Here is an 18,482-nt window from a genome sequence, read left to right on the forward strand (position 1 = left end):
CCTTGTCAGAAACGTTAAAAAGAGGGGGATAGACACCCCTCTTTTTAAGGTGTGTCCACCACCCGCAAGTTTTCTAAACTTAAGCTAATGCCTCGAAACCCATTCGGTTCAAATCCTTCTACACGTGCATTGGTTGCCGCAAGCGATTTGTTGTAATTGAGAAGAATGATTGGCGGATCTTCTTTTAACTTTTCATAAAGCTCATGGTAGGCTTCCGCCCTAGCATCAAGATCACTTACAGCTACGGAGGCTTCAATTAAACGATCGACTTCCTCATTTTTGTACCCTTTAAATGTATTGCCAGTATGGCTTGAATGAAAGGCTTGCACGCCGATATGCGGGTCTGGCTGCATCGTGGTCGAGAAAGACACGAGATCATGATCGCCGTTGTCGACACGTGCCAGCAACGCATTAAAATCCATTTGTTCAATTTGAAAATCGACACCAATGTCTTTATAGTTTTCTTGCGCGAGCGTTACAAAAATATCATTGCTGCCACTGCCATCCGTTGTAAAGAAGTAGACGGTTAACTTCTGCCCGTCTTTTTCTCTAATGCCGTCAGGCCCTTCCTTCCATCCAGCCTCGTCTAGAAGCCGCTTCGCTTCTTCAGGGTCATATGGAAACGCCTCGATTTCGTCTGTATAGGCCCACGAAATAGGCGACACGGGGACATTGGCTAGCTGTGCGTATCCTTGAAACCGAGCGTCAATGTACGCTTGCCGATCTAGCCCCAAATTAAAAGCAATCCGAACATTCGGATCTTTAAACACCTCGGACTCATGGTTAAAGGCGATATAACTGTAATTCGACGAAGTATACAGATCAATATTGGCAAACTCCATTGACTCCAGCAGTTCAAAATTATCTTTCGTAGCGACAAAACCGCTGTAATCCAATTCCCCAGTTTGGAAAAACTGTTGCGAATCCCCTTCCGTCGTTCGGTACACAAATGTATCGACCTCTGGCTTGCCATTATAATAATGCTCATTGGCCGAGAACCGAATCTCTTCTCCAGGATGGTACGCCTCAAATTTAAAAGGGCCTGCCCCAAGTGGCTTTAAATGATAGTCACTCATATAATCCAAGTCGCCTTTTTCGTATTTCTCTCCGTAATAGTTTTCACTAAGCACAGTGCCGCCAAGCAGAGTCAACGCTCGCGCATTTGGTTCTTCTAGCTGAAATTCAATCGTTTGATCGTCAATTACATGAATGCCCGCAATGCTGTCAGCATCGCCTTCCTTATAATCGAGGCCGCCAACCAAGTTGGTTTCTGTCAAATCTGTCGTTCCTGGATAATCCGGATCAAACAAAAGCGTTACCGTAAAAGCTACATCATTGGCAGTAAGAGGAGAGCCGTCATCAAATTTCAGGTCATCCCGTAAATAATATGTATACGTTAATTCATCTTCCGAGATGTCCCAATCCTCTGCAAGCCGTCCGAATGGCTCCCCCTTTTCATTTATGTCAACAAGGGGCGGAAACATGACAGCTTGCACATTTCCATCATAGCCACTTGTATTAAAATGAGGCGTAAAGATGCCTCCAGGCTCCTGTAAACCAACAACAACCGTATTCCCTCGATTGCTTGCTAATGCAGGTGAGGAGGATGGATCAGCCGCTTTTACCTTTACATCTTCTACAACCGTTGGTTCCTCTTCGTTTTCGCCGTTCTCCTCTACAGAACGGGTTGAATCATCCGCGCCCATCTCCGTATTGCAAGCGCCTAACAATGCCACTGTAAGAAAACCAGGGTAGAGCCATTTTTGTCTTAAAACCAATCTAACTCCTCCTTCACAACTCCATTAATTTTTTACAACATAAACTAAGTCTTATTAAACCATATAATTCCTATAAGTCAACCCAACTTTATAAGAATTACTCTTCCTTAACATCCTTACTAATAAAAAGAAAATTCAATTAAATTTTCATGCACCCTTCTTCTCACCGTGTAAACACGAACGATCACCTTGTAAAACCGAGATAGGAATCCCCCTTAAAACTATGTTTATGCCGATGGAGAAGAGGATAGGACCATTTCCTTTAGAGAATGGCGTGATAATCATTGAAGGAGGACGCTTGCTAAAACGACTAAGCGGCCAAAGGAGAAGATCGGTTTAAGCCGTTCTACATAAACAAAAACAGCGGTGTTATTCCAAACGGTTCTTTAATATGGTACGGTAAAATTGTTAGCCACTATGGAATGTTTACTGAAACGAGGAGATCAACATGATTGCGCTCTATATCATTATTGGATTGATTTGTTTAATTGGTTTAATTGTATCGTTATTCGCTATGAAATCGACCGATTCTTCCTACAGCAGCGAAAAAAGCTTAAAAACCTTTACATGGCTCTATTTTTTAATAGTGCCGATTTCCGTCATTGTCGTCGTGATTATTGCTTTTGTTATTTAGACGATAAATGAAACCGCGCTCAAGCAAAACATCCTATGTATCGCCTATTCCCCCCTTTATGCTCCTACCATTCTTTATATATAGACAAACCGCCTTTAAGAATCAATCCTTTCTTAAAGGCGGCACGTTTACGCTTATTCTAACATCATCATGATGACAACAATGACCAGCAAGATTAAATACACTTTGGAATAGACGGCATCGGGGATTTTTTGCGCCCACGACCGCCCCAGTGGTACGCCAATAAACCCACCGAGTGTAAATCCACACAGAGCCGGAATAAAGATAAACCCAAGCGTGGAGCCAGGCATGTCCTCTATTTGCAAACCTGTGACTAAAAAAGTGAATGCCCCCACAATCGCAATGGGCAAGCCGAGCGGCGTCGCAAGGGCGACCGCATTCAACATCCGCATCCCTTGCTTTCTGAAATAAGGAATCGTCATCACACTGCCGCCGACACCTAACATCGTTGAAATCAACCCGATGCCAACCCCTACCGGCCCCCTTGATTTCCGGCTCGGCATCCGAAAATCTTGGTCCTCCACATGGATAGTAAATGTTTTCTTTAATAGATTGCTTACAATGACGTACAACAATAAACCGATAAAGGCAAACTTTAGAATATCGCTGTTGATATAGACCGCACTAACTCCTCCTATTAAAGAACCGATGGCAATATAGAAAACCATCCCTTTAAAAACAACCCACTTCACATTGCCTTTTTTCGCATGGTTGAATGTTGAATTGAACGAGTTAATGATCATTACAGCAAGAGACGTACCAACAGCCGTATGCATCAAATAATCTGGCGGAATGGAGTCAGGCAAGAACGCAACCAAGACAGGGACAACGACAAACCCTCCCCCAAAGCCAAATAAACTTGAAAGTATGCCAATCAAAATCCCGATTAATGAGTAAAGAACGACCGAAATAAGCACTGCGCATCCTACTTTCACGAGTAAGTCTATATACTAGTATAAAAGAAAAAAGCCACTTCCAAATCCCTGGAATGACGTTGGCGAACAGCCATTGTTGAAATGACTCACTAATAGATTAACGTAGATCCATAACCGTTGCAGCAACTTTTTAGAAATTCCATTAGATAGCGGTTATCAAGTCTACTAATTAAAAAATGGCTAATAAGGCGATCTTTATGACTGCTATCCATACAAGCCGTATAATCGAGTATTTTACTAGTGTGAACGGGGAAGAGGATAAGCCTGTATCGAGAATGAATGATTGGACCGATACACTTATGGCCTTATGTTAGCAGATAAGGAGTTTTAGCAAATAACGCTATGGTAATTAGAGAGGTAGGGCACACATCTTTACTTCCCAAAGGAGCGGTTGAATTGGAGACGAAAGAACGTATAATATGGGCCGTTTTCGCGATTTTTTCTATTCCTGCTCTAATCATTAGCAATTTGACAGGCGGGTTTACATTTGTCATAACCACAGTAGTTGTTGTATTAGCTGTATTAGTTGCCATAAAAGGAATAACAGAAATTCATCAAAATCACACAAGCAAAGGACTTGTTTATATCTTCCTAGCACTAATCACAGTGGCACTTAGCCTTTTTTTAAGGTAGGCTCTCGATTCTGTCTAAACAAACCTAACGCCTACGGGATTTTGAATCCCGTAGGCGTTACGCCGTCTAATATTCTTTTTGTTTATAAATCTTAATGGCCCAAAAATAAGAGACCAAATAAATCACAATGCCCATCGTTAAATACCCCAACGAAAACAAAACGTCTGGATTGCCTTGTTGCAGAAATGTTAACGGAATCGTCTCTAGAAGGATACCGAATATGAAACCGCCTAATAATAACAATCCAATTGAGCTAAAAACGGCTGTGATTAATACGGTATCCGACTTCTCAGTCCCGAGCATGTATGTTAATGGATAAGCGACAGCGCCCATTATAAGCCCGATCCCTATTGCATTCATAATGGAATTCACGGAAGAAGACGTTAGAACGTTCCCTTTCATTAATTCAACTAGACTAAAAAGAAGCATAGTAATGACAAGTCCGATCAATACCGATGAGACAAAAAAGAGATAATGACTTTGGACAATTTGCCTTCTTTTAAGGGGAAGCGTTAAAGCAAATTTATTCCACCCTGAACTTGATTCATGTTTTAATACTTCGAGAGCAGGAGACACCATAAACACAATCGGTACAAAAGTGGCAACCCTTTCTATTCTCGTGTTCCCTACCATAAATAGAGCGCCGACAAGCAAAATACTGCCAAAAAGATACATCCAAAAACTCTTTTCGACAGAAAAATACTGATTAAGCAACAGGCCTTTCATTTCCTTTCACCTCTCATCAATAAAAGCGTAATATCATCAATTGAAAACTTCTTCCTCTTCATTGTTGATGCATCTACTTGCTGATCTGAAATGAAAACTTCATACAACTCATTTTTCTTCCTAAAAGCGACTGGTTCTACTTTTTCGAATTCTTCCTTCGTGCATTCGATAACGGCAAAGTCATTTAGTAATTTGTCCTTGCTTACGTTTAAAATGATTTCCCCGTTTTTAATGAACATAAGGTAATCGGCAATTTTTTCAATATCGCTCGTGATGTGGGAAGACAGCAAGACACTGCGCGTTTTGTCTTTAACGAATTTAGATAGAATCTCCAATACATCGTGTCTCCCTGAGGGGTCTAGCCCAGCCGTCGCTTCATCTAAAATTAATAATTTGGGATTGTGGGATAATGCAACCGCCATCGATAACTTCATCGACATCCCTCTTGAAAATTTTCCGATTTTCTGATTTTCCGGCAATGAAAACATCGTTATGTACTCGTTAAATAATCGCTGATCCCATTCCTTATAAATATGCTTCAAGACTTTGCTTAACTTACGAATCGTTAATGAAGTAGGCAACTTCATCGTGTCAAATACCACACCTACGTCTTTTTTTAAAGCAAGATGATCACCGTCAATTTCTAGTCCCTCCATCACTATCGAACCGCTGTTTCGATGTAAATTGCCGATGATCGCACCCATCGTTGTCGATTTTCCAGCTCCATTGTCGCCGATAAACCCAACAATCGAGCCATACGGTATCGAAAAAGACACGTCTTGCAGCTCAAATGCAGAATCAGGATAAGATTTGTTCAAGTTTTCCACTTTCAAGAGCACTGACATCGTGATTCTCCTTTTGTATAGATTCCTATTATCAGAGGTGTAAATCATCTCATTTCAAGATTTTATTTTTAATTCATAAATCACAGACTTTTAAGCGTACTGCTAAAGTTTGTCATGCGATTTCATTTGTTGTGAGTTTCTTTTGACGAACGTGACCATAGTTGGGAAATAATACTTGCTAGTAAAGCAATTAGAAATCCTGCTGTCATAATATTGAACTCCAGCATTTTGTATGGGGCAAATGTTTCTTCAAAAAATCGGATCGGTGGAAATCCGATCACTAGTTCATACAATCTGTTACGATTGGGTTCCCAGCCAATAATATCAACCACAATAAAGACAACTTGAAAAGTAATAAAGACAATGATCGATCTGAAAATATGCATAAAATCCCCTTATTCAAACATATTAGAATAATTTTCCCTTTATTGTAATCGCTTTTATGTAATGCGTCAATTGTATTTCAATTCAATCTTCAATTTGTTCCTAAAGAATAGGTTTGTATCTTCTTACACTAAGGTTCATCAAAAAAACAGGCTGCTTCCTGCAACCTGTTTTACATTTATTGTTTGGTTTCTCCCCACTGTCTTACCGGTTTATAGCCGGAGTGATGAAGAAACTGATGGACTGTATCGTCACTTAAACCGTTGATGGTTATGCCTTTCTCTAATGCTGTGATATGCATGCGCGCTGTGTATTCAAGCGTTTGCAACGCCGTGCGTGCTTCTTTCAGATTCACATCGCAGACGATAATGCCGTGGTTCTCTAGCAGAAAGACATTTGCCTCCTTTGCTCTCTCTTTAACGGCTTGGGCTAGCTCTTTACTGCCTGGCTGATAGTAAGGAATACGCACAATTCTCTCTAAGTAATACATCGACTCGACAAAGTAGTTCGATGGCAAATGAAGGTCGCTGTTGGCGATCAATGTGCTATAAAACGGGGATGAGTGGAGAACCGCCCCGATTTCTGGCCGCTGTTCGTAAATGCCTTCATGCATTACATATTCCTTTGAAGGCTTTTTGCCAGCAAGATGCTCTCCTCCTTGGCAATAAGCAAAATCCTCTACCTCTAATTCGCCTAAATAGGTCCCAGTAGCGGAAATTAAATAGCCATCTTCACATTTTGCACTAATATTCCCTGCTGTTCCCCAAGCGAGGTTTTTTTCCATCATAAACAAGCCTGTCTTTTGCAAGTCTTGCAAAATCGAATCGTTTTGCATATATAACGCTCCTTTTTCACTTTGATTATTTCATCCACTCTACAACGGTCATTGTGAGAGACGGAATAAACGTAACAATCAATAGACAGATCAATATAGTGATGTAAAAGGGAATGAGGCTAATCGTTAACCGATCCATCCTTAAGTTGGCGATTTTTGATACAACAAAGAGATTGAGCCCAAGTGGCGGCGTGACCATGCCGATGGCAAGTGTGACAATCATGACGATGCCGAAGTGAACAGGGTCAATCCCTAATTCCGATGCCACTGGCACAAGAATCGGCGCCAAAATAATAATCGATGCATTTGTTTCCATAAACATGCCTACGAGGAGGAGCAATAGAACAACGATACCGAGAAATACCCATGGATTTTCGGAAATCGACGTAATGACGCTTGCCACTTGCTGCGGTACATTCTCAATCGTTAAAATCCAACTAAACAAGCCCGCTGTCGCCAAAATAAGCATAATGGTTGCCGTTGTTACCGATGCTTGAGACAAAATCATTTTGATTTTCGTAAACGTGATCGCCCTATAGACAAACACCCCTACAATAAAGGCGTAGGCAACAGCTACACCGGCAGCCTCCGTTGCCGTAAACACACCTGTATAAATACCGCCTAAAATGATTACAGGCATAATCAGTGCCGGAATCGCTTTTACAAACGCTGTACCAATTTCTTTTCCACTTTTCTTGTCTTCTTTTGCATAGTTCCGTTTTTTGGCAATTATATAAACAGTTACAATTAGACCAATGCCAATAAGGATGCCAGGGACCATTCCAGCAATAAACAAGTCGCCAATCGATGCCCCGACTGCTGTGCCATACAAAATCAATGGGATGCTCGGCGGCATAATAATGCCAAGTGTCCCTGATACAGCTTGCACGCCTCCTGAAAATTCTTTTTCGTACCCTCTGCTAATCATCGCAGGCACTAAAATTGCCCCTAAAGCGGCAGTCGCAGCGACACTTGAACCTGATATAGCGGCAAAAAACATTGTTGTCACAACCGTAACAACGGCTAGTCCTCCTGTTAAATGGCCAGTAAGGGCATTGGCGAGGTTAATAAGCCGTTGCGAGATGCCGCCGTATTCCATGATGACGCCAGCCAAAATAAATAATGGAATCGCTAGCAACGGAAACGAATCGAGTGACACAAACGCTCGTTGTGCAAGCGTTAATAAAGGAACATCGCCTGCTACAATCATGGCCATACTCGTCGATAAACCGAGCGCAATCGCTACTGGCACGCCGATAAAGAAGAGGACGAGTAACGATACAAGTAAAACGATGATCATTTGTTCTCACCAACTATTCTGTCTACACTGTCTTCAACCTTATTTGGTTTCAAAAGCAAGGCGACAATGTTTAATAACATTAATAGGGCACCAAGGGGAATTGCTGCATAGGCCCAGGCCATTGAATATTGCAACGTCGGGGTGGACTGGTCAACAACTATGAGCGTTAACTGGGCTCCGTAGTAAGCTAAAACAAGGCAAAATACAGCGCATATTGATAAAATAATCGTTTGCAATCTCGCTTTGTTTTTATGGGGAATGACATCTAACAAAAAATCGATGGCAATATGCTGATTATGGCGCATCGCTAGCCCGGACCCTAGAAATACAATATAAATCATTAAATAACGAGCAATTTCCTCTGTCCATGCAAGGGGCACATTAATCACAAACCGTGTCATCACTTGTAAAACAACAAGCACTGCTAAAATCGCCAACATCACAGATACAATCGACTTAACCCCATTATTAATACCATCAATGATTCGAATGTACGTATTCATAGCGTTACTCCCTCATACCTTGGATCGTGTCGTAAAGTTCTCTCCCGTATTTATCAGCTAATCTCTCATTGACACGTTGAACAGACTCACGAAACGGCTCTTGATCGACTTCGATTTGCTCGACACCTTCATCGAGCATCATTTGCAAAGCGCTCTCTTCTTCCGCGGAAACGATTTCATTTTGGTACATACGCGCTTCTTCAGCCGCTTCCATGACCGCTTGCTGTTCGTCCTCTGTTAACTCTTGGTACGTTTTGTCACTCATTAATAGTTGCACATAACCAAAAACGTGGTCCGTCATCACAAGATAGTCTTGGACTTCATGAATTCTCGCACTTGCGGTGAACTCAATTGGATTTTCTTGGGCGTCAATCACACCTGTCTGCAAAGAAGAATACACTTCACCAAAGTTCATCGGTGTCGGGCTTGCCCCCATTGCCTGCCAGCCTTCTACAGACGCCTCAATGTTTGGTACACGAATTTTTACGCCGCGAAGGTCTTCAGGTGACTCCACAAGCTTATTGGTTGTTAGCTGCCGTGCTCCACGGAGCCAAAACTCCAGCCCTCTTACCCCTGTTGCTTCTAACGTCTCTTCTTGCAATCGCTTACCATCTTCTCCATAGACAAATTGCTCTAAATGATCCAAATCTTCGAATAGATAAGGGAGCTCTAAGATCGAATAGGGTTCATAAAAGTTAGACATTACGCCAGCTACTAAAGCAAAATCAACAGAGCCAATTTGCATGCCTTCAACCAAGTCGCGGTCGGCGCCAAGAGTAGAGCTTGGATAAACCTCTACCTTGACAGAGCCGCCTGTTTTTTCATGCACCAATTCGGCAAATTTGAGTGAGCCTTTGTGCCACGCATTCGACTCACTTTGAATATGGCCAAGACGTAGCTTTTTCGGCTCGCCTTCATTTGCATGTCCAACGTTGCAGCCAGTTAAAACAAGGGCGATAGCTGCAACAGGCCATAACCACTGTTTTCTTGTCATCCTTTAGCCCTCCTGTTCAAATGAAACAATCACTTTTACAGAGTTGTCTTGCTTTTTATCGACCATTTCAAACCCCTTTCCAGCCTGTTCGTAAGACAATTGATGAGAAATCACTTTTTCAACTGGAAGCGCGCCTTTGGCGATGATATCCAACGCTTCTTCCGTATCGGGACGATTGTACGTCATGCAGCCAACAATTTCTTTTTCATTTTGCTGTAGTTGTTCCACATCAAAATCTTGTTGGCCATGAAACATCGCGACCGTTACAGCACGTCCCCCTTTTTTTAATAAGTTCAATGAATCATTAATGATGCCTGGCACGCCAGCGGTAATTAGCACTTTATCGAATGACCGGCCGACTTGACTTTTTGCTTCCTCAATCCAATCTGGCTTGCCCTTTATATTAATCGCGGCCGTTGCCCCCATTTGTTTGGCAACATCAAGGGAGTAGTCTAACACATCGGTCACCACAACGTGTGAGGCGCCTTTCGCTTTTACCGCTATAAGCGTCAACAAGCCAATCGGTCCAGCACCTAAAATCGCGACACGGTCCCCTGGTTGGATATCCCCTTTACGTGCAGCATGGACACCAACCGCCAACGGCTCAACTAACACCCCTTTTTCATAGCTGACCGTATCGGGCAGCTTAATCACTTGCGCCTCAGGAGAAACGAAGTATTCAGCCATTGTCCCAAGCCAATCGCCCATTCCAGGGGCCAAACGCTTATCGGACAAGTTCGCCTGGCCTGTCATCACGCCTTCGCTCTCTCCCGTGCCAATTTGCGGTTCAACCGTTACCCGGTCTCCAACTTGAACACGTTTTACCGCTTGGCCAACGCTCACAACTTCGCCAGCCACTTCATGACCAATGACGACAGGCGGTTTTCGAAACGGGTGCAATCCTTTATACGTATGAATGTCCGATCCACAAATACCGGCCACGGCCACTTTAATGAGCACGTCATTGTCCTTCACGACCGGTATGTCGATTTCTTTGATGTTAATTTTTTCTGCATCGTCTACAAAAACAGCTTTCATCGTCGTTTCTCTCCTTATTGCACCAACCAATCATTGAAAATACATCATCTTTGATTCGTACAAGTGCTTTTTCATCAAATCAGAGCAGTTGTCATTTTTGGTTTTCAATGCATTTAAAATGTCGACATGCTCCGTATAAAATTTTTTGACCCGATCAGGGTCTTTCCGTAAATGCCGAAGCGTAATTCTCCGCAAATGATCCTGATAATTTAATAAAATTTTCGTGATCTCACTGTTTCCAGCAAACTCGCTTATCGCTAAATGAAACTCATGATCCAAAGTGGCAAATGCCTTCACATCTTTATTAGCCGCAGCCTCTTTCGTGGCTTCGACATTCTCTTCTAACTCGTTAATTTGGTCATCTGTTATGCGCTTATAAATTTCCTGGCAATTAAACGTCTCTAACGCAATCCGCAAATTGTAAATATCATTGATCCGTTCGATCGATATATCGACAACGATGATGCCTTGCTTAGAAGAAACGGTCACAAACCCTTCCGATTCAAGCCGCACCAATGCATTTTTAATCGGCGTTTTACTCATGCCGAGCTCATCGATTAACGTTCGCTCCGATAAAAACTGGCCAGGTTCGTAATGCTCTTCTAAAATTTTTTCTTTAATTTTTTCATAAGCAACATCTTTCAATAACATGTCCACGTTCATTCCTTTAGTTTATTTAGAGCCAGATCGATAAACGTTTTCAAAAAAATGCTCACCGCCAAGCTGACCGCTTTTTAAGGCGATTTCCAGTCCATCAAATTTCTCGCTCTCAGAATATGCTAAACATAAAGGAGCCCCTGGCGCAACAGAATCCAATACTTCCAACCCATAAATGTCGAGATTCGATATAACAAAACCAGAAGTGTCACCGCCGGAAATAATCACCCGTCGGACATCGACACGATCTAAAATCGATTTCGTCCACGCACCGAGCTTTTCACCGATAAAAATGCCGATCTCGTCTTTCGCTACACCACTTTCGCTCAAATGCTTCCTTGTTTCCACAATAACCGGGTCATCAGCCCCTTTAGCGGTATAAATAACCACCTTTTGCTTCGCAGCAATCATCGCTGCAACGTCCGCTAAAAACGCTTCTGCCTTCGCTTCATCTGTAAACAGCTCCACAGGAATTTGAATAGCGTGGAACCCTGCAGCTTCAGCAGCAAGCAACTGGCTTTTCGTTACATCTGACACGCTTCCCGAAACAGCAAAAATCCGCTCCGCTTGACTCGGCTTCTTCAGTCTGTCTGTCGGTTGAGTTTGCTTTTCACGCTTCATTGCCTCGCCAAGCGCATACTCCACACCTGAAGACCCGACAACAAACTGAGCTCGTTCGCCCCTTTTTTCCCATAGCACTTCAGAAACCTTCTCCATATGAGCACGATTCAGCGCATCATAAACGATAAGACCTGCTTCCCGCTCTTCGTCTTTCACAATCTCCGACGCAGACTTTGCCTCCAAATCAAGAATGGTGACGTTTGCAATTTTTTGCTTCGTTTGCTTCTGCAAATGCTTCGCCAAATCCGCTTCATCCATTGGCGTAACAGGATGCCTAGACATGACCGGATGTGTATCCAACCGGAAAACTTCATCTTTAAACGCGGCAAAATGATGCCCAAACACCGTATACCTACCTAAGTTCGGCGCCGCCACTAGCAAAGGATAGCTGCCTTTCTCAAAATAGCGTCTCGCCAAATCACTCGCAAACCCAATACTCCCCGTTTCAGGCGACGAATCAAACGTCGAGCACACTTTATAATGGACAAAAGAAGGATTGAGATCACGCAAGAAAGAAAAAACAGGCTCTAACTCCTCCTTCATCCCCGCTTTCCCCTTCGCTCGCGCCGTTCCCGCGACGCCAATACAATCAACATTTTCAAACCGCTTAAGCATTCCTTGATCCGGTATCCTTAAAAAAAGAATCGTCTTTAACCCATACTGATCAAGCGCTTCCATTGCATCCGTCGAACCTGTGAAATCGTCTCCATAAAAGCCTAACAACAACCGATTCATTCTTTTTTCACCACCATGAATCTAACTTAGATCTAAGTTGAATCTATTTGGAGCTTAACAGTGGTTTATGGATTTGTCAATGTGGAAATTTGGGGAGGGAGTAAGGTGATTAGACAAACTGCCACGCCTTCAATACGTTGATGGACCATCGCTAAAGGCTTTGTCGTGATAATTAAATAGTCGAAAAATAAATGAAAAAATTTTAAATCTATTATTGACATTAAACTAGGTCTAACCTTTATGCTTGATAGTTAAAGGAGCGAGTTTGAATGTATCGTTGGTGGCTTTATTATGGTAGATCGTGAGCATTTTGACCAGGCAGTTCAATGATGTGAAGAGCTTTTAGGCTGGGAGTGTTTAGACAAAGTCACTTCTTGGGTGGGGAGAAAGCAGCTTATACAGCTGATCAAGTTCACCTTTCCAGCTATTGAATTTTGGACCAAAAAGAATGAGTAGATAAAGGGACTTCTACTTCGACGTAGCCGGCGTCACGGACTACCACACAGTTGCGGGTAAGGTTCTTGATACTGCATAATACGAACGGAAAGGCGGAGATAGCGTGAGTACAACCTCATGGAAGCTAAATCAGGTGACAGAGCATTATTTGAAGCAAGTACGTGGCGGCATTCCTTACGGTGCAGATCAGACAAAAATGATGCTTCAGGTGATCACCTACTTTCAGAGCAAACCTGTCCAAGTGCTCGACCTTGGCTGCGGCAATGGCTTTCTGGCCAAGCTGCTGCTGCAAAGTTCTCCAGAGGCAAGAGCTATTTTAGTCGATCACTCCAAACCAATGCTGCACAATGCAGCTCAATACATGGCAGAGCATCAGGAACGCTGTACTTTTGTGGAGGCTGATCTGGAGGATGACATCTCAGCCTTTGCAGAGCCAGGCTCCATGGATTGCATTGTATCCGGGTATGCGATTCATCATTTGCCCCATGATCGAAAAAAGAAACTGTATGCCGAAATTTTTAATGCATTGAAGCCAGGTGGTGTGTTTGTCAATGTGGAGCATACTGCCTCGGCTACGGCTGAATTAGAACAACTGCATGATGCGTTGTTCGTTGACCACCTGGCCGAGTATAACAACAGGCCTCGCGGTGAGGTTCAGGAAGAGTACGATAATAGTCCAGATAAAGCAGATAATATCCTTGAAAATGTGTATTCACAGGTTGAATGGCTTCGCCAAATCGGCTTTGACCATGCAGATTGTTATTTTAAATGGATGGAGTTGGCTGTTTTTGGGGGAGTTAAGCCTCGGTAATGGAGGATGAGTGTTCTGATCAAGGTGCACTTGTTGGCTATAAGGACGGCAATGATCGTTTGTCCTTCATCTGTTTGCGGATTTGTGGACTCCGTGCTACTTTATCCTACGGGCTTCACATCCCGACGCACAAAAGCCGTATGCAGCGGTTCAGCGAGAGAGAGTAGACAGAAGAAAAGGGATTGAGACAACTTAATGAAATACCTACGATATGTTATCTATTTTGTTGTGGCGAGTATGACTTTGTATCTTCTTTCAAAGTATGTGGAAAAAAGTTTGATAGGAGCGGTTATTTCCTTCTTGGTGCTTACTTCGGTTGTATTCTCGATGCTTTGTTTGGAGATGTTCAAGTTTCGAAAGAGGTAGGTTGGGTTATGTCTATTGAATAAATTGGGCATGTGTGAACGATATGGTGGTATGCGCATTTTAGTTCAATTCCTCCTGGCTACATGAAATTATAAATGACGAGGGTATTTTTTCTATCCCTCTTTTTTCAAAAGCACCCGAATATATAACAGGTGCTTTACTTTGTTGCTAACAGATTCAAATGAGGTTCGATATGTAATTCTTGTACAAATAGTTCACCTGCTTACCATACAAGAATTCAACAAAGAAGAACAAATAAGTAGCATTAGCTTTTTGAATGAAGATTTTGGAAAAGGAATCCCCTACTGCGGAATTGCATTAACTTTAGACAGTGCGGTTACCGTCAAGGGGAAAAAGTATACGATTCAGCGGACAATGTGTTTAGTTTTCCGGAAAAGCATATCATTGGTGCCATGATTTACAGAACCCATTCGATATTCCACGTTCCTTGGGAATCACTAATCAAAGTATATCAGAATAAATTAGACGGGCCTTTTATTACTGTGAAAATATGGTTATCTATCATCTTCAGCCACTAACTCTTTTACTCTACGATTTAAATTACTGAGAACGGTCTGTTTAGAATATTGGTATAGCTGATATACCATTTCCTCTGGTATATCAGTTTTTCTAGCATGCCAAGAACGAGTTGCAGAAAAGCTATCACCTACAAGCATTCTAGCTGAACTAAAACTGACATAATACAGCACTCTATCTAATGACTGAGCAATTATCTGAAACAATCTTGGTGACATCTTCTTATATTCATAATTAATGACCAAATCCAATATTATATTTAAATATTTATCGTACATATTAAATGCTCCATTTTCTGAAGTCTTTTCCCATACCTTATCAATACAAACGGTCAAAAACTGAATATATGGAGATATCATATGATGTTCAAACCTTGATGCTATCTTTATTAAAGTTAATCTAACTTCTCTTTTATCTATAAAACCTTGTACGAATTCTTCTTGCTGTCCTTCTAAGCTCCCTATTAGCTCATTTAATTGAGAAAGTTTAGAGTCATATTCTTTTTGTTTTTTAACAATATAAACTATCAGATCATTTAAAAATTGTATTAAATCGCTTATTTCAATGATAATATTACCATTTTCATCTCTATAAGCTTCATCCTTAGGAGTACTAGTCCAAAGAGCTTGTACTATTTCATAAGGGTATTCATTTTCTTCTGTATATATATTCTTAGACCAATCAACTGCAGATAAGACATTAACATCTCCTAAACCGTATCCCAATATCAGAGTAGTTGATTCTCTAATCGTCATTGCTAACTTAGCCTGTCTATATTCATTAGGTCTAAATAGTGGTATATAATCTTCCTGTGTAATAATAATAGATTCCGGATCTAACCTAGTCCCATGTAGATGGTAAATGGGAATAATATTTTTAGGAGCGGATAGATAATTCATTGGACTAAGACTCTTGCTCTTACCTGTAAGAATAGTCTCAAGAACTAAATCATAATTTGTGGTAACTATCCATGAAGGATTAAAAATATTAAAGATTTCTCTAAATTCAATTGTCCTCTTCTCACTTGGGAGCCAGTTAGATAAATTACATATTTCTTTCTTAAATAGACGCTTAGCTTCAAAATAATCAATACTCCGCTTTATAGCTAACCTTTTACAAATAGAAGTTGCTAACTCAGGTAACGAAACACCCACTAATTCATCATCATTCGGGACTTCTATCTCAAATTTTTCACTTGTCTCTTTTATTAATTCGAACCATCCTAGCGCTGGCTGAAAATCATTACCAATTACCGCCTTAGAAAACCCTGCTCCAATAAACATACCTAAATTTCCATAGTTAAATGCATTAAATAGTTTCTCAAAGACTACCTCTCTAGAAATAACTTCACTCACCTTTATAAAACCTCCATATGAAATTTTTCTATAAAAATGGTGTGTGATGAAATACAGTATCTCCATTTTTATTATGAGTCTTATCGGCAATATTCATAGCATATTTATAAGATTCAGGATGTATAGTTCTTGAATTGACTGTTAAATCTAAAAACTCTTTAAAATCAAAAATATCCTCCTCATAGCCAAACACATAATAACAAGGTGGCCAGTCAAATTCCTCGTTATACAAAAAGTATATTAATCCATTAATATATCCATCAATATAAGCCACATCATGATATACACCATCAGTATATTTTTGTTGTTTAATAACTTCGTAGTTGTGTATAATTTTTCTTACTTGTTTAGGGTTTGAATAATAGCCTGATTTCTTCATTGCTAAAATTCTTTCAAACGAATGGATAAGTCCATCTTGATAACATAAAGTTAAAATAATTTCAGGATTTTCTTTTATATTGAATGAGTTAGAAAGTCTAATATGCTCCTCTTGGACTACATCTAATACATTATATATATTGCCAAAGTTTTCATCAGGCACTATTAATTCTAAAGTAATTAAATGTTCTTTTAATACCTGTATGAAAAATGTTGCATCTGTAATAATAGGTGTAATATTTATATCCCTAAATTTTTCTTCAGCTTTCTCATCTAGAGTAACTATATAGGCATGTGGCAAGAAATCTTTCATTTCTTCTGTTAGGGAGTTATATATCTTATTAAAATCTTCATCTCCAAATGAATACCCTATAAATACAACACATTTTGTAGCAAGCATAGTCTTTAACGAGCTTCCAATAATTCCACTATTTAAAGATTGATAACATTTATCATAATCTTCTTTAGTTGCAATAACTGTCCCATAGTTACTTATCGAACCATGGATTTTCAAAACCTTTCTTCCTGGATTATTCCAAAATGCAAAATCTTCTATTGTAATAATAGGTAAAGCTCCGCATTTTCTTTCAAACAAGTCATCCCAGTTCGTAGTAATTATTTCTGTAATCTGATGTATTGTTGAAAGTTCATTATGAAAATTCGAAGCTCTTCTTTCTAGTTCAGGGAAAGAACTTACATAATCAAGTCTATCTTTTATTTTTCTTAAGAGTTTAGCCCGTCCATTTGGTTGCTTACAAAATTGACTCATTAATTCAGAAAATGACAAATTTATACTTTCGTCTATATTTAATAAATCTCTTATTTCCTCATATAATGTATAGTTGTAAACACTTCTAGATTCAGTACTTACTCCTGCCCCGGCAAAAACGACTAGATTTCTATTTTTAACTGCTTCAATAATATCACTAGGAAGACTAAATCCATGGTTATTTTTACAAATTACGCACTCGCAGATTTTTTCTACGTATTGTGTCATTTATATACTTCAACTCCTCCTATTATCTTACACTTATAAGTATGTTTTCATAATAACCGTTTTTTCTATTACTTTCCATAATAAAAAAGAAGTCTTGGCAATAACCCCCTCACTTATGATACGGCTCCCCCCTCATAATCCGAAAACTCCTATAAAGTTGCTCAAACAGCACCAGCTTCATCAGTTGATGAGGAAATGTCATTTTTGAGAATGACAGCAGTTCGTCTGCGCGGGCGTAGACGTCGTTAGACAATCCTAATGAACCGCCGATTACGAAGGCGATTTTGCTTTTTCCATATGTGCCGAGCTGTTCAATATTCTTTGCGAGCTGTTCGCTTGTTTTCATGTTGCCTTCGATTGCCAGGGCGATGACGTGGCTGTCGGCGCTTATTTTGGCGAGGAGGCGTTCGCCTTCTTTTTTCTTGACGAGGCGCATGTCTTCTGCGCTTAAGTGTTCGGGTGCTTTTTCGTCTGGGACTTCGATTTCTTGGATCTTGGCGTAGGCGCTTAGGCGTTTTTTGTATTCGTCGATGCCTTGTTTTACGTATTTTTCTTTTAGTTTGCCGACGGATAGAATCGTGATATTCACTTGTGTATAACTCCTTTTTCAGATGCAAACAGTTTATCCACATAACTTATCCACATATCAACAGTGTGTATATCTGATTATTTCGCCACAGTGTATGTGGCTTTGTTTCCACAGTAGGTGCATGTGGCGTCGTTGTCGGTTGTGGTTTTTTCGATTTTTGGTGCAACTTCCCATTCGTCTACGGCGACGTCTAGTGCTAGTTCGATATGTTCTGTGCAGGCGTAAAGCAATTGAATCCGTCCTTTCTTTCGTCGTTTGCTATTATAGCATGGCTTGGCTATCCACAGCGAGTGCTTCTTTTGCACAATCCACAAAGCAAAAAAACAGCTCGCGCGCGTCGTTCGCGGGAGCTGT

General features: G+C 40.8%; 18 protein-coding genes. 2 read left to right on the forward strand and 16 right to left on the reverse strand.

Annotation, left to right across the window (positions count from 1 at the left end; all coding sequences use genetic code 11):
• Positions 1-44: 44 nt before the first annotated feature.
• Entirely contained in the window at positions 45-1,706 is a 1,662-nt protein-coding gene (locus V5G21_RS08935) for an ABC transporter substrate-binding protein (RefSeq protein ID WP_011248900.1), read from the reverse strand.
• 520 nt (positions 1,707-2,226) lie between these two features.
• Between V5G21_RS08935 and V5G21_RS08940 the strand changes: the two genes are divergently transcribed.
• A complete protein-coding gene (locus tag V5G21_RS08940) occupies positions 2,227-2,412 on the forward strand; it encodes a hypothetical protein (protein ID WP_035205729.1) in 186 nt (61 codons plus the stop codon).
• Between the two features lie 134 nt (positions 2,413-2,546).
• Here V5G21_RS08940 and V5G21_RS08945 read toward each other — a convergent pair whose 3' ends face one another.
• From V5G21_RS08945 to V5G21_RS08995, 11 genes are all read right to left on the reverse strand, one after another.
• On the reverse strand, positions 2,547-3,350 hold the full coding sequence (locus tag V5G21_RS08945) for a sulfite exporter TauE/SafE family protein (RefSeq protein ID WP_035205727.1): 804 nt from the start codon (positions 3,348-3,350) through the stop codon (positions 2,547-2,549).
• A gap of 717 nt (positions 3,351-4,067) precedes the next feature.
• A complete protein-coding gene (locus tag V5G21_RS08950; protein WP_011248902.1) occupies positions 4,068-4,727 on the reverse strand; it encodes an ABC-2 transporter permease in 660 nt (219 codons plus the stop codon).
• Positions 4,724-5,572, reverse strand: a complete 849-nt coding sequence (locus V5G21_RS08955) for an ABC transporter ATP-binding protein (RefSeq protein WP_095254672.1) — start codon at positions 5,570-5,572, stop codon at positions 4,724-4,726. The genes V5G21_RS08950 and V5G21_RS08955 overlap by 4 nt, the downstream gene beginning before the upstream one ends.
• Before the next feature lie 122 nt (positions 5,573-5,694).
• Positions 5,695-5,958 (reverse strand): YfzA family protein, encoded by a 264-nt coding sequence (locus tag V5G21_RS08960; protein ID WP_073304362.1) that lies wholly within the window; start codon positions 5,956-5,958, stop codon positions 5,695-5,697.
• Between the two features lie 176 nt (positions 5,959-6,134).
• Positions 6,135-6,791 (reverse strand): class II aldolase/adducin family protein, encoded by a 657-nt coding sequence (locus V5G21_RS08965; RefSeq protein WP_095304206.1) that lies wholly within the window; start codon positions 6,789-6,791, stop codon positions 6,135-6,137.
• A gap of 25 nt (positions 6,792-6,816) precedes the next feature.
• Entirely contained in the window at positions 6,817-8,091 is a 1,275-nt protein-coding gene (locus V5G21_RS08970) for a TRAP transporter large permease (RefSeq protein ID WP_073304360.1), read from the reverse strand.
• Positions 8,088-8,594, reverse strand: a complete 507-nt coding sequence (locus V5G21_RS08975) for a TRAP transporter small permease (RefSeq protein ID WP_011248912.1) — start codon at positions 8,592-8,594, stop codon at positions 8,088-8,090. Before V5G21_RS08975 ends, V5G21_RS08970 begins: the two co-directional genes overlap by 4 nt.
• A 4-nt stretch (positions 8,595-8,598) precedes the next feature.
• Positions 8,599-9,588 (reverse strand): TRAP transporter substrate-binding protein, encoded by a 990-nt coding sequence (locus V5G21_RS08980; RefSeq protein WP_095254675.1) that lies wholly within the window; start codon positions 9,586-9,588, stop codon positions 8,599-8,601.
• Positions 9,589-9,591: 3 nt separating this feature from the next.
• Complete coding sequence (locus V5G21_RS08985) at positions 9,592-10,626, reverse strand: zinc-dependent alcohol dehydrogenase (protein ID WP_095254676.1); 1,035 nt, start codon at positions 10,624-10,626, stop codon at positions 9,592-9,594.
• 30 nt (positions 10,627-10,656) lie between these two features.
• On the reverse strand, positions 10,657-11,277 hold the full coding sequence (locus V5G21_RS08990) for a GntR family transcriptional regulator (RefSeq protein WP_094424437.1): 621 nt from the start codon (positions 11,275-11,277) through the stop codon (positions 10,657-10,659).
• 21 nt (positions 11,278-11,298) lie between these two features.
• Positions 11,299-12,639 (reverse strand): four-carbon acid sugar kinase family protein, encoded by a 1,341-nt coding sequence (locus V5G21_RS08995; protein WP_251225752.1) that lies wholly within the window; start codon positions 12,637-12,639, stop codon positions 11,299-11,301.
• A gap of 559 nt (positions 12,640-13,198) precedes the next feature.
• On the opposite strand from V5G21_RS08995, the gene V5G21_RS09000 reads away from it, so the two are divergent.
• The gene (locus V5G21_RS09000; protein WP_251225753.1) at positions 13,199-13,906 is read left to right on the forward strand and encodes a class I SAM-dependent methyltransferase; all 708 of its coding nucleotides are present in this window, start codon (positions 13,199-13,201) and stop codon (positions 13,904-13,906) included.
• Positions 13,907-14,787: 881 nt separating this feature from the next.
• Here V5G21_RS09000 and V5G21_RS09005 read toward each other — a convergent pair.
• The 4 genes from V5G21_RS09005 to V5G21_RS09020 all read right to left on the reverse strand — a co-directional run bounded on the left by V5G21_RS09005 (position 14,788) and on the right by V5G21_RS09020 (position 18,433).
• Positions 14,788-16,164 (reverse strand): SIR2 family NAD-dependent protein deacylase, encoded by a 1,377-nt coding sequence (locus tag V5G21_RS09005; RefSeq protein WP_251225754.1) that lies wholly within the window; start codon positions 16,162-16,164, stop codon positions 14,788-14,790.
• 28 nt (positions 16,165-16,192) lie between these two features.
• Positions 16,193-17,539: an SIR2 family protein gene (locus tag V5G21_RS09010; protein WP_251225755.1), complete on the reverse strand. Its 1,347-nt coding sequence runs from the start codon at positions 17,537-17,539 to the stop codon at positions 16,193-16,195.
• Positions 17,540-17,648: 109 nt separating this feature from the next.
• The gene (rlmH, locus tag V5G21_RS09015; protein ID WP_063608869.1) at positions 17,649-18,128 is read right to left on the reverse strand and encodes a 23S rRNA (pseudouridine(1915)-N(3))-methyltransferase RlmH; all 480 of its coding nucleotides are present in this window, start codon (positions 18,126-18,128) and stop codon (positions 17,649-17,651) included.
• A gap of 77 nt (positions 18,129-18,205) precedes the next feature.
• Positions 18,206-18,433, reverse strand: coding sequence for a CxxH/CxxC protein (locus tag V5G21_RS09020; protein WP_338465520.1), 228 nt, complete (start codon positions 18,431-18,433; stop codon positions 18,206-18,208).
• Between the last annotated feature and the right edge of the window lie 49 nt (positions 18,434-18,482).

The sequence above is a fragment of the Shouchella rhizosphaerae genome (assembly GCF_036700015.1).
Lineage (GTDB): Bacteria > Bacillota > Bacilli > Bacillales > Bacillaceae_D > Shouchella > Shouchella rhizosphaerae.

What these genes read in the sequence shown, in the direction of transcription:
- V5G21_RS08950 (WP_011248902.1), bottom strand. Translation starts at nt 4,727, where the DNA reads ATGAAAGGCCTGTTGCTTAATCAGTATTTTTCTGTCGAAAAGAGTTTT.
- V5G21_RS08995 (WP_251225752.1), bottom strand. Translation starts at nt 12,639, where the DNA reads ATGAATCGGTTGTTGTTAGGCTTTTATGGAGACGATTTCACAGGTTCG.
- V5G21_RS08980 (WP_095254675.1), bottom strand. Translation starts at nt 9,588, where the DNA reads ATGACAAGAAAACAGTGGTTATGGCCTGTTGCAGCTATCGCCCTTGTT.
- V5G21_RS08970 (WP_073304360.1), bottom strand. Translation starts at nt 8,091, where the DNA reads ATGATCATCGTTTTACTTGTATCGTTACTCGTCCTCTTCTTTATCGGC.
- V5G21_RS08985 (WP_095254676.1), bottom strand. Translation starts at nt 10,626, where the DNA reads ATGAAAGCTGTTTTTGTAGACGATGCAGAAAAAATTAACATCAAAGAA.
- V5G21_RS08960 (WP_073304362.1), bottom strand. Translation starts at nt 5,958, where the DNA reads ATGCATATTTTCAGATCGATCATTGTCTTTATTACTTTTCAAGTTGTC.
- V5G21_RS08975 (WP_011248912.1), bottom strand. Translation starts at nt 8,594, where the DNA reads ATGAATACGTACATTCGAATCATTGATGGTATTAATAATGGGGTTAAG.
- V5G21_RS08955 (WP_095254672.1), bottom strand. Translation starts at nt 5,572, where the DNA reads ATGTCAGTGCTCTTGAAAGTGGAAAACTTGAACAAATCTTATCCTGAT.
- V5G21_RS09010 (WP_251225755.1), bottom strand. Translation starts at nt 17,539, where the DNA reads ATGACACAATACGTAGAAAAAATCTGCGAGTGCGTAATTTGTAAAAAT.
- V5G21_RS08965 (WP_095304206.1), bottom strand. Translation starts at nt 6,791, where the DNA reads ATGCAAAACGATTCGATTTTGCAAGACTTGCAAAAGACAGGCTTGTTT.
- V5G21_RS08940 (WP_035205729.1), top strand. Translation starts at nt 2,227, where the DNA reads ATGATTGCGCTCTATATCATTATTGGATTGATTTGTTTAATTGGTTTA.
- V5G21_RS08990 (WP_094424437.1), bottom strand. Translation starts at nt 11,277, where the DNA reads ATGTTATTGAAAGATGTTGCTTATGAAAAAATTAAAGAAAAAATTTTA.
- V5G21_RS08935 (WP_011248900.1), bottom strand. Translation starts at nt 1,706, where the DNA reads ATGGGCGCGGATGATTCAACCCGTTCTGTAGAGGAGAACGGCGAAAAC.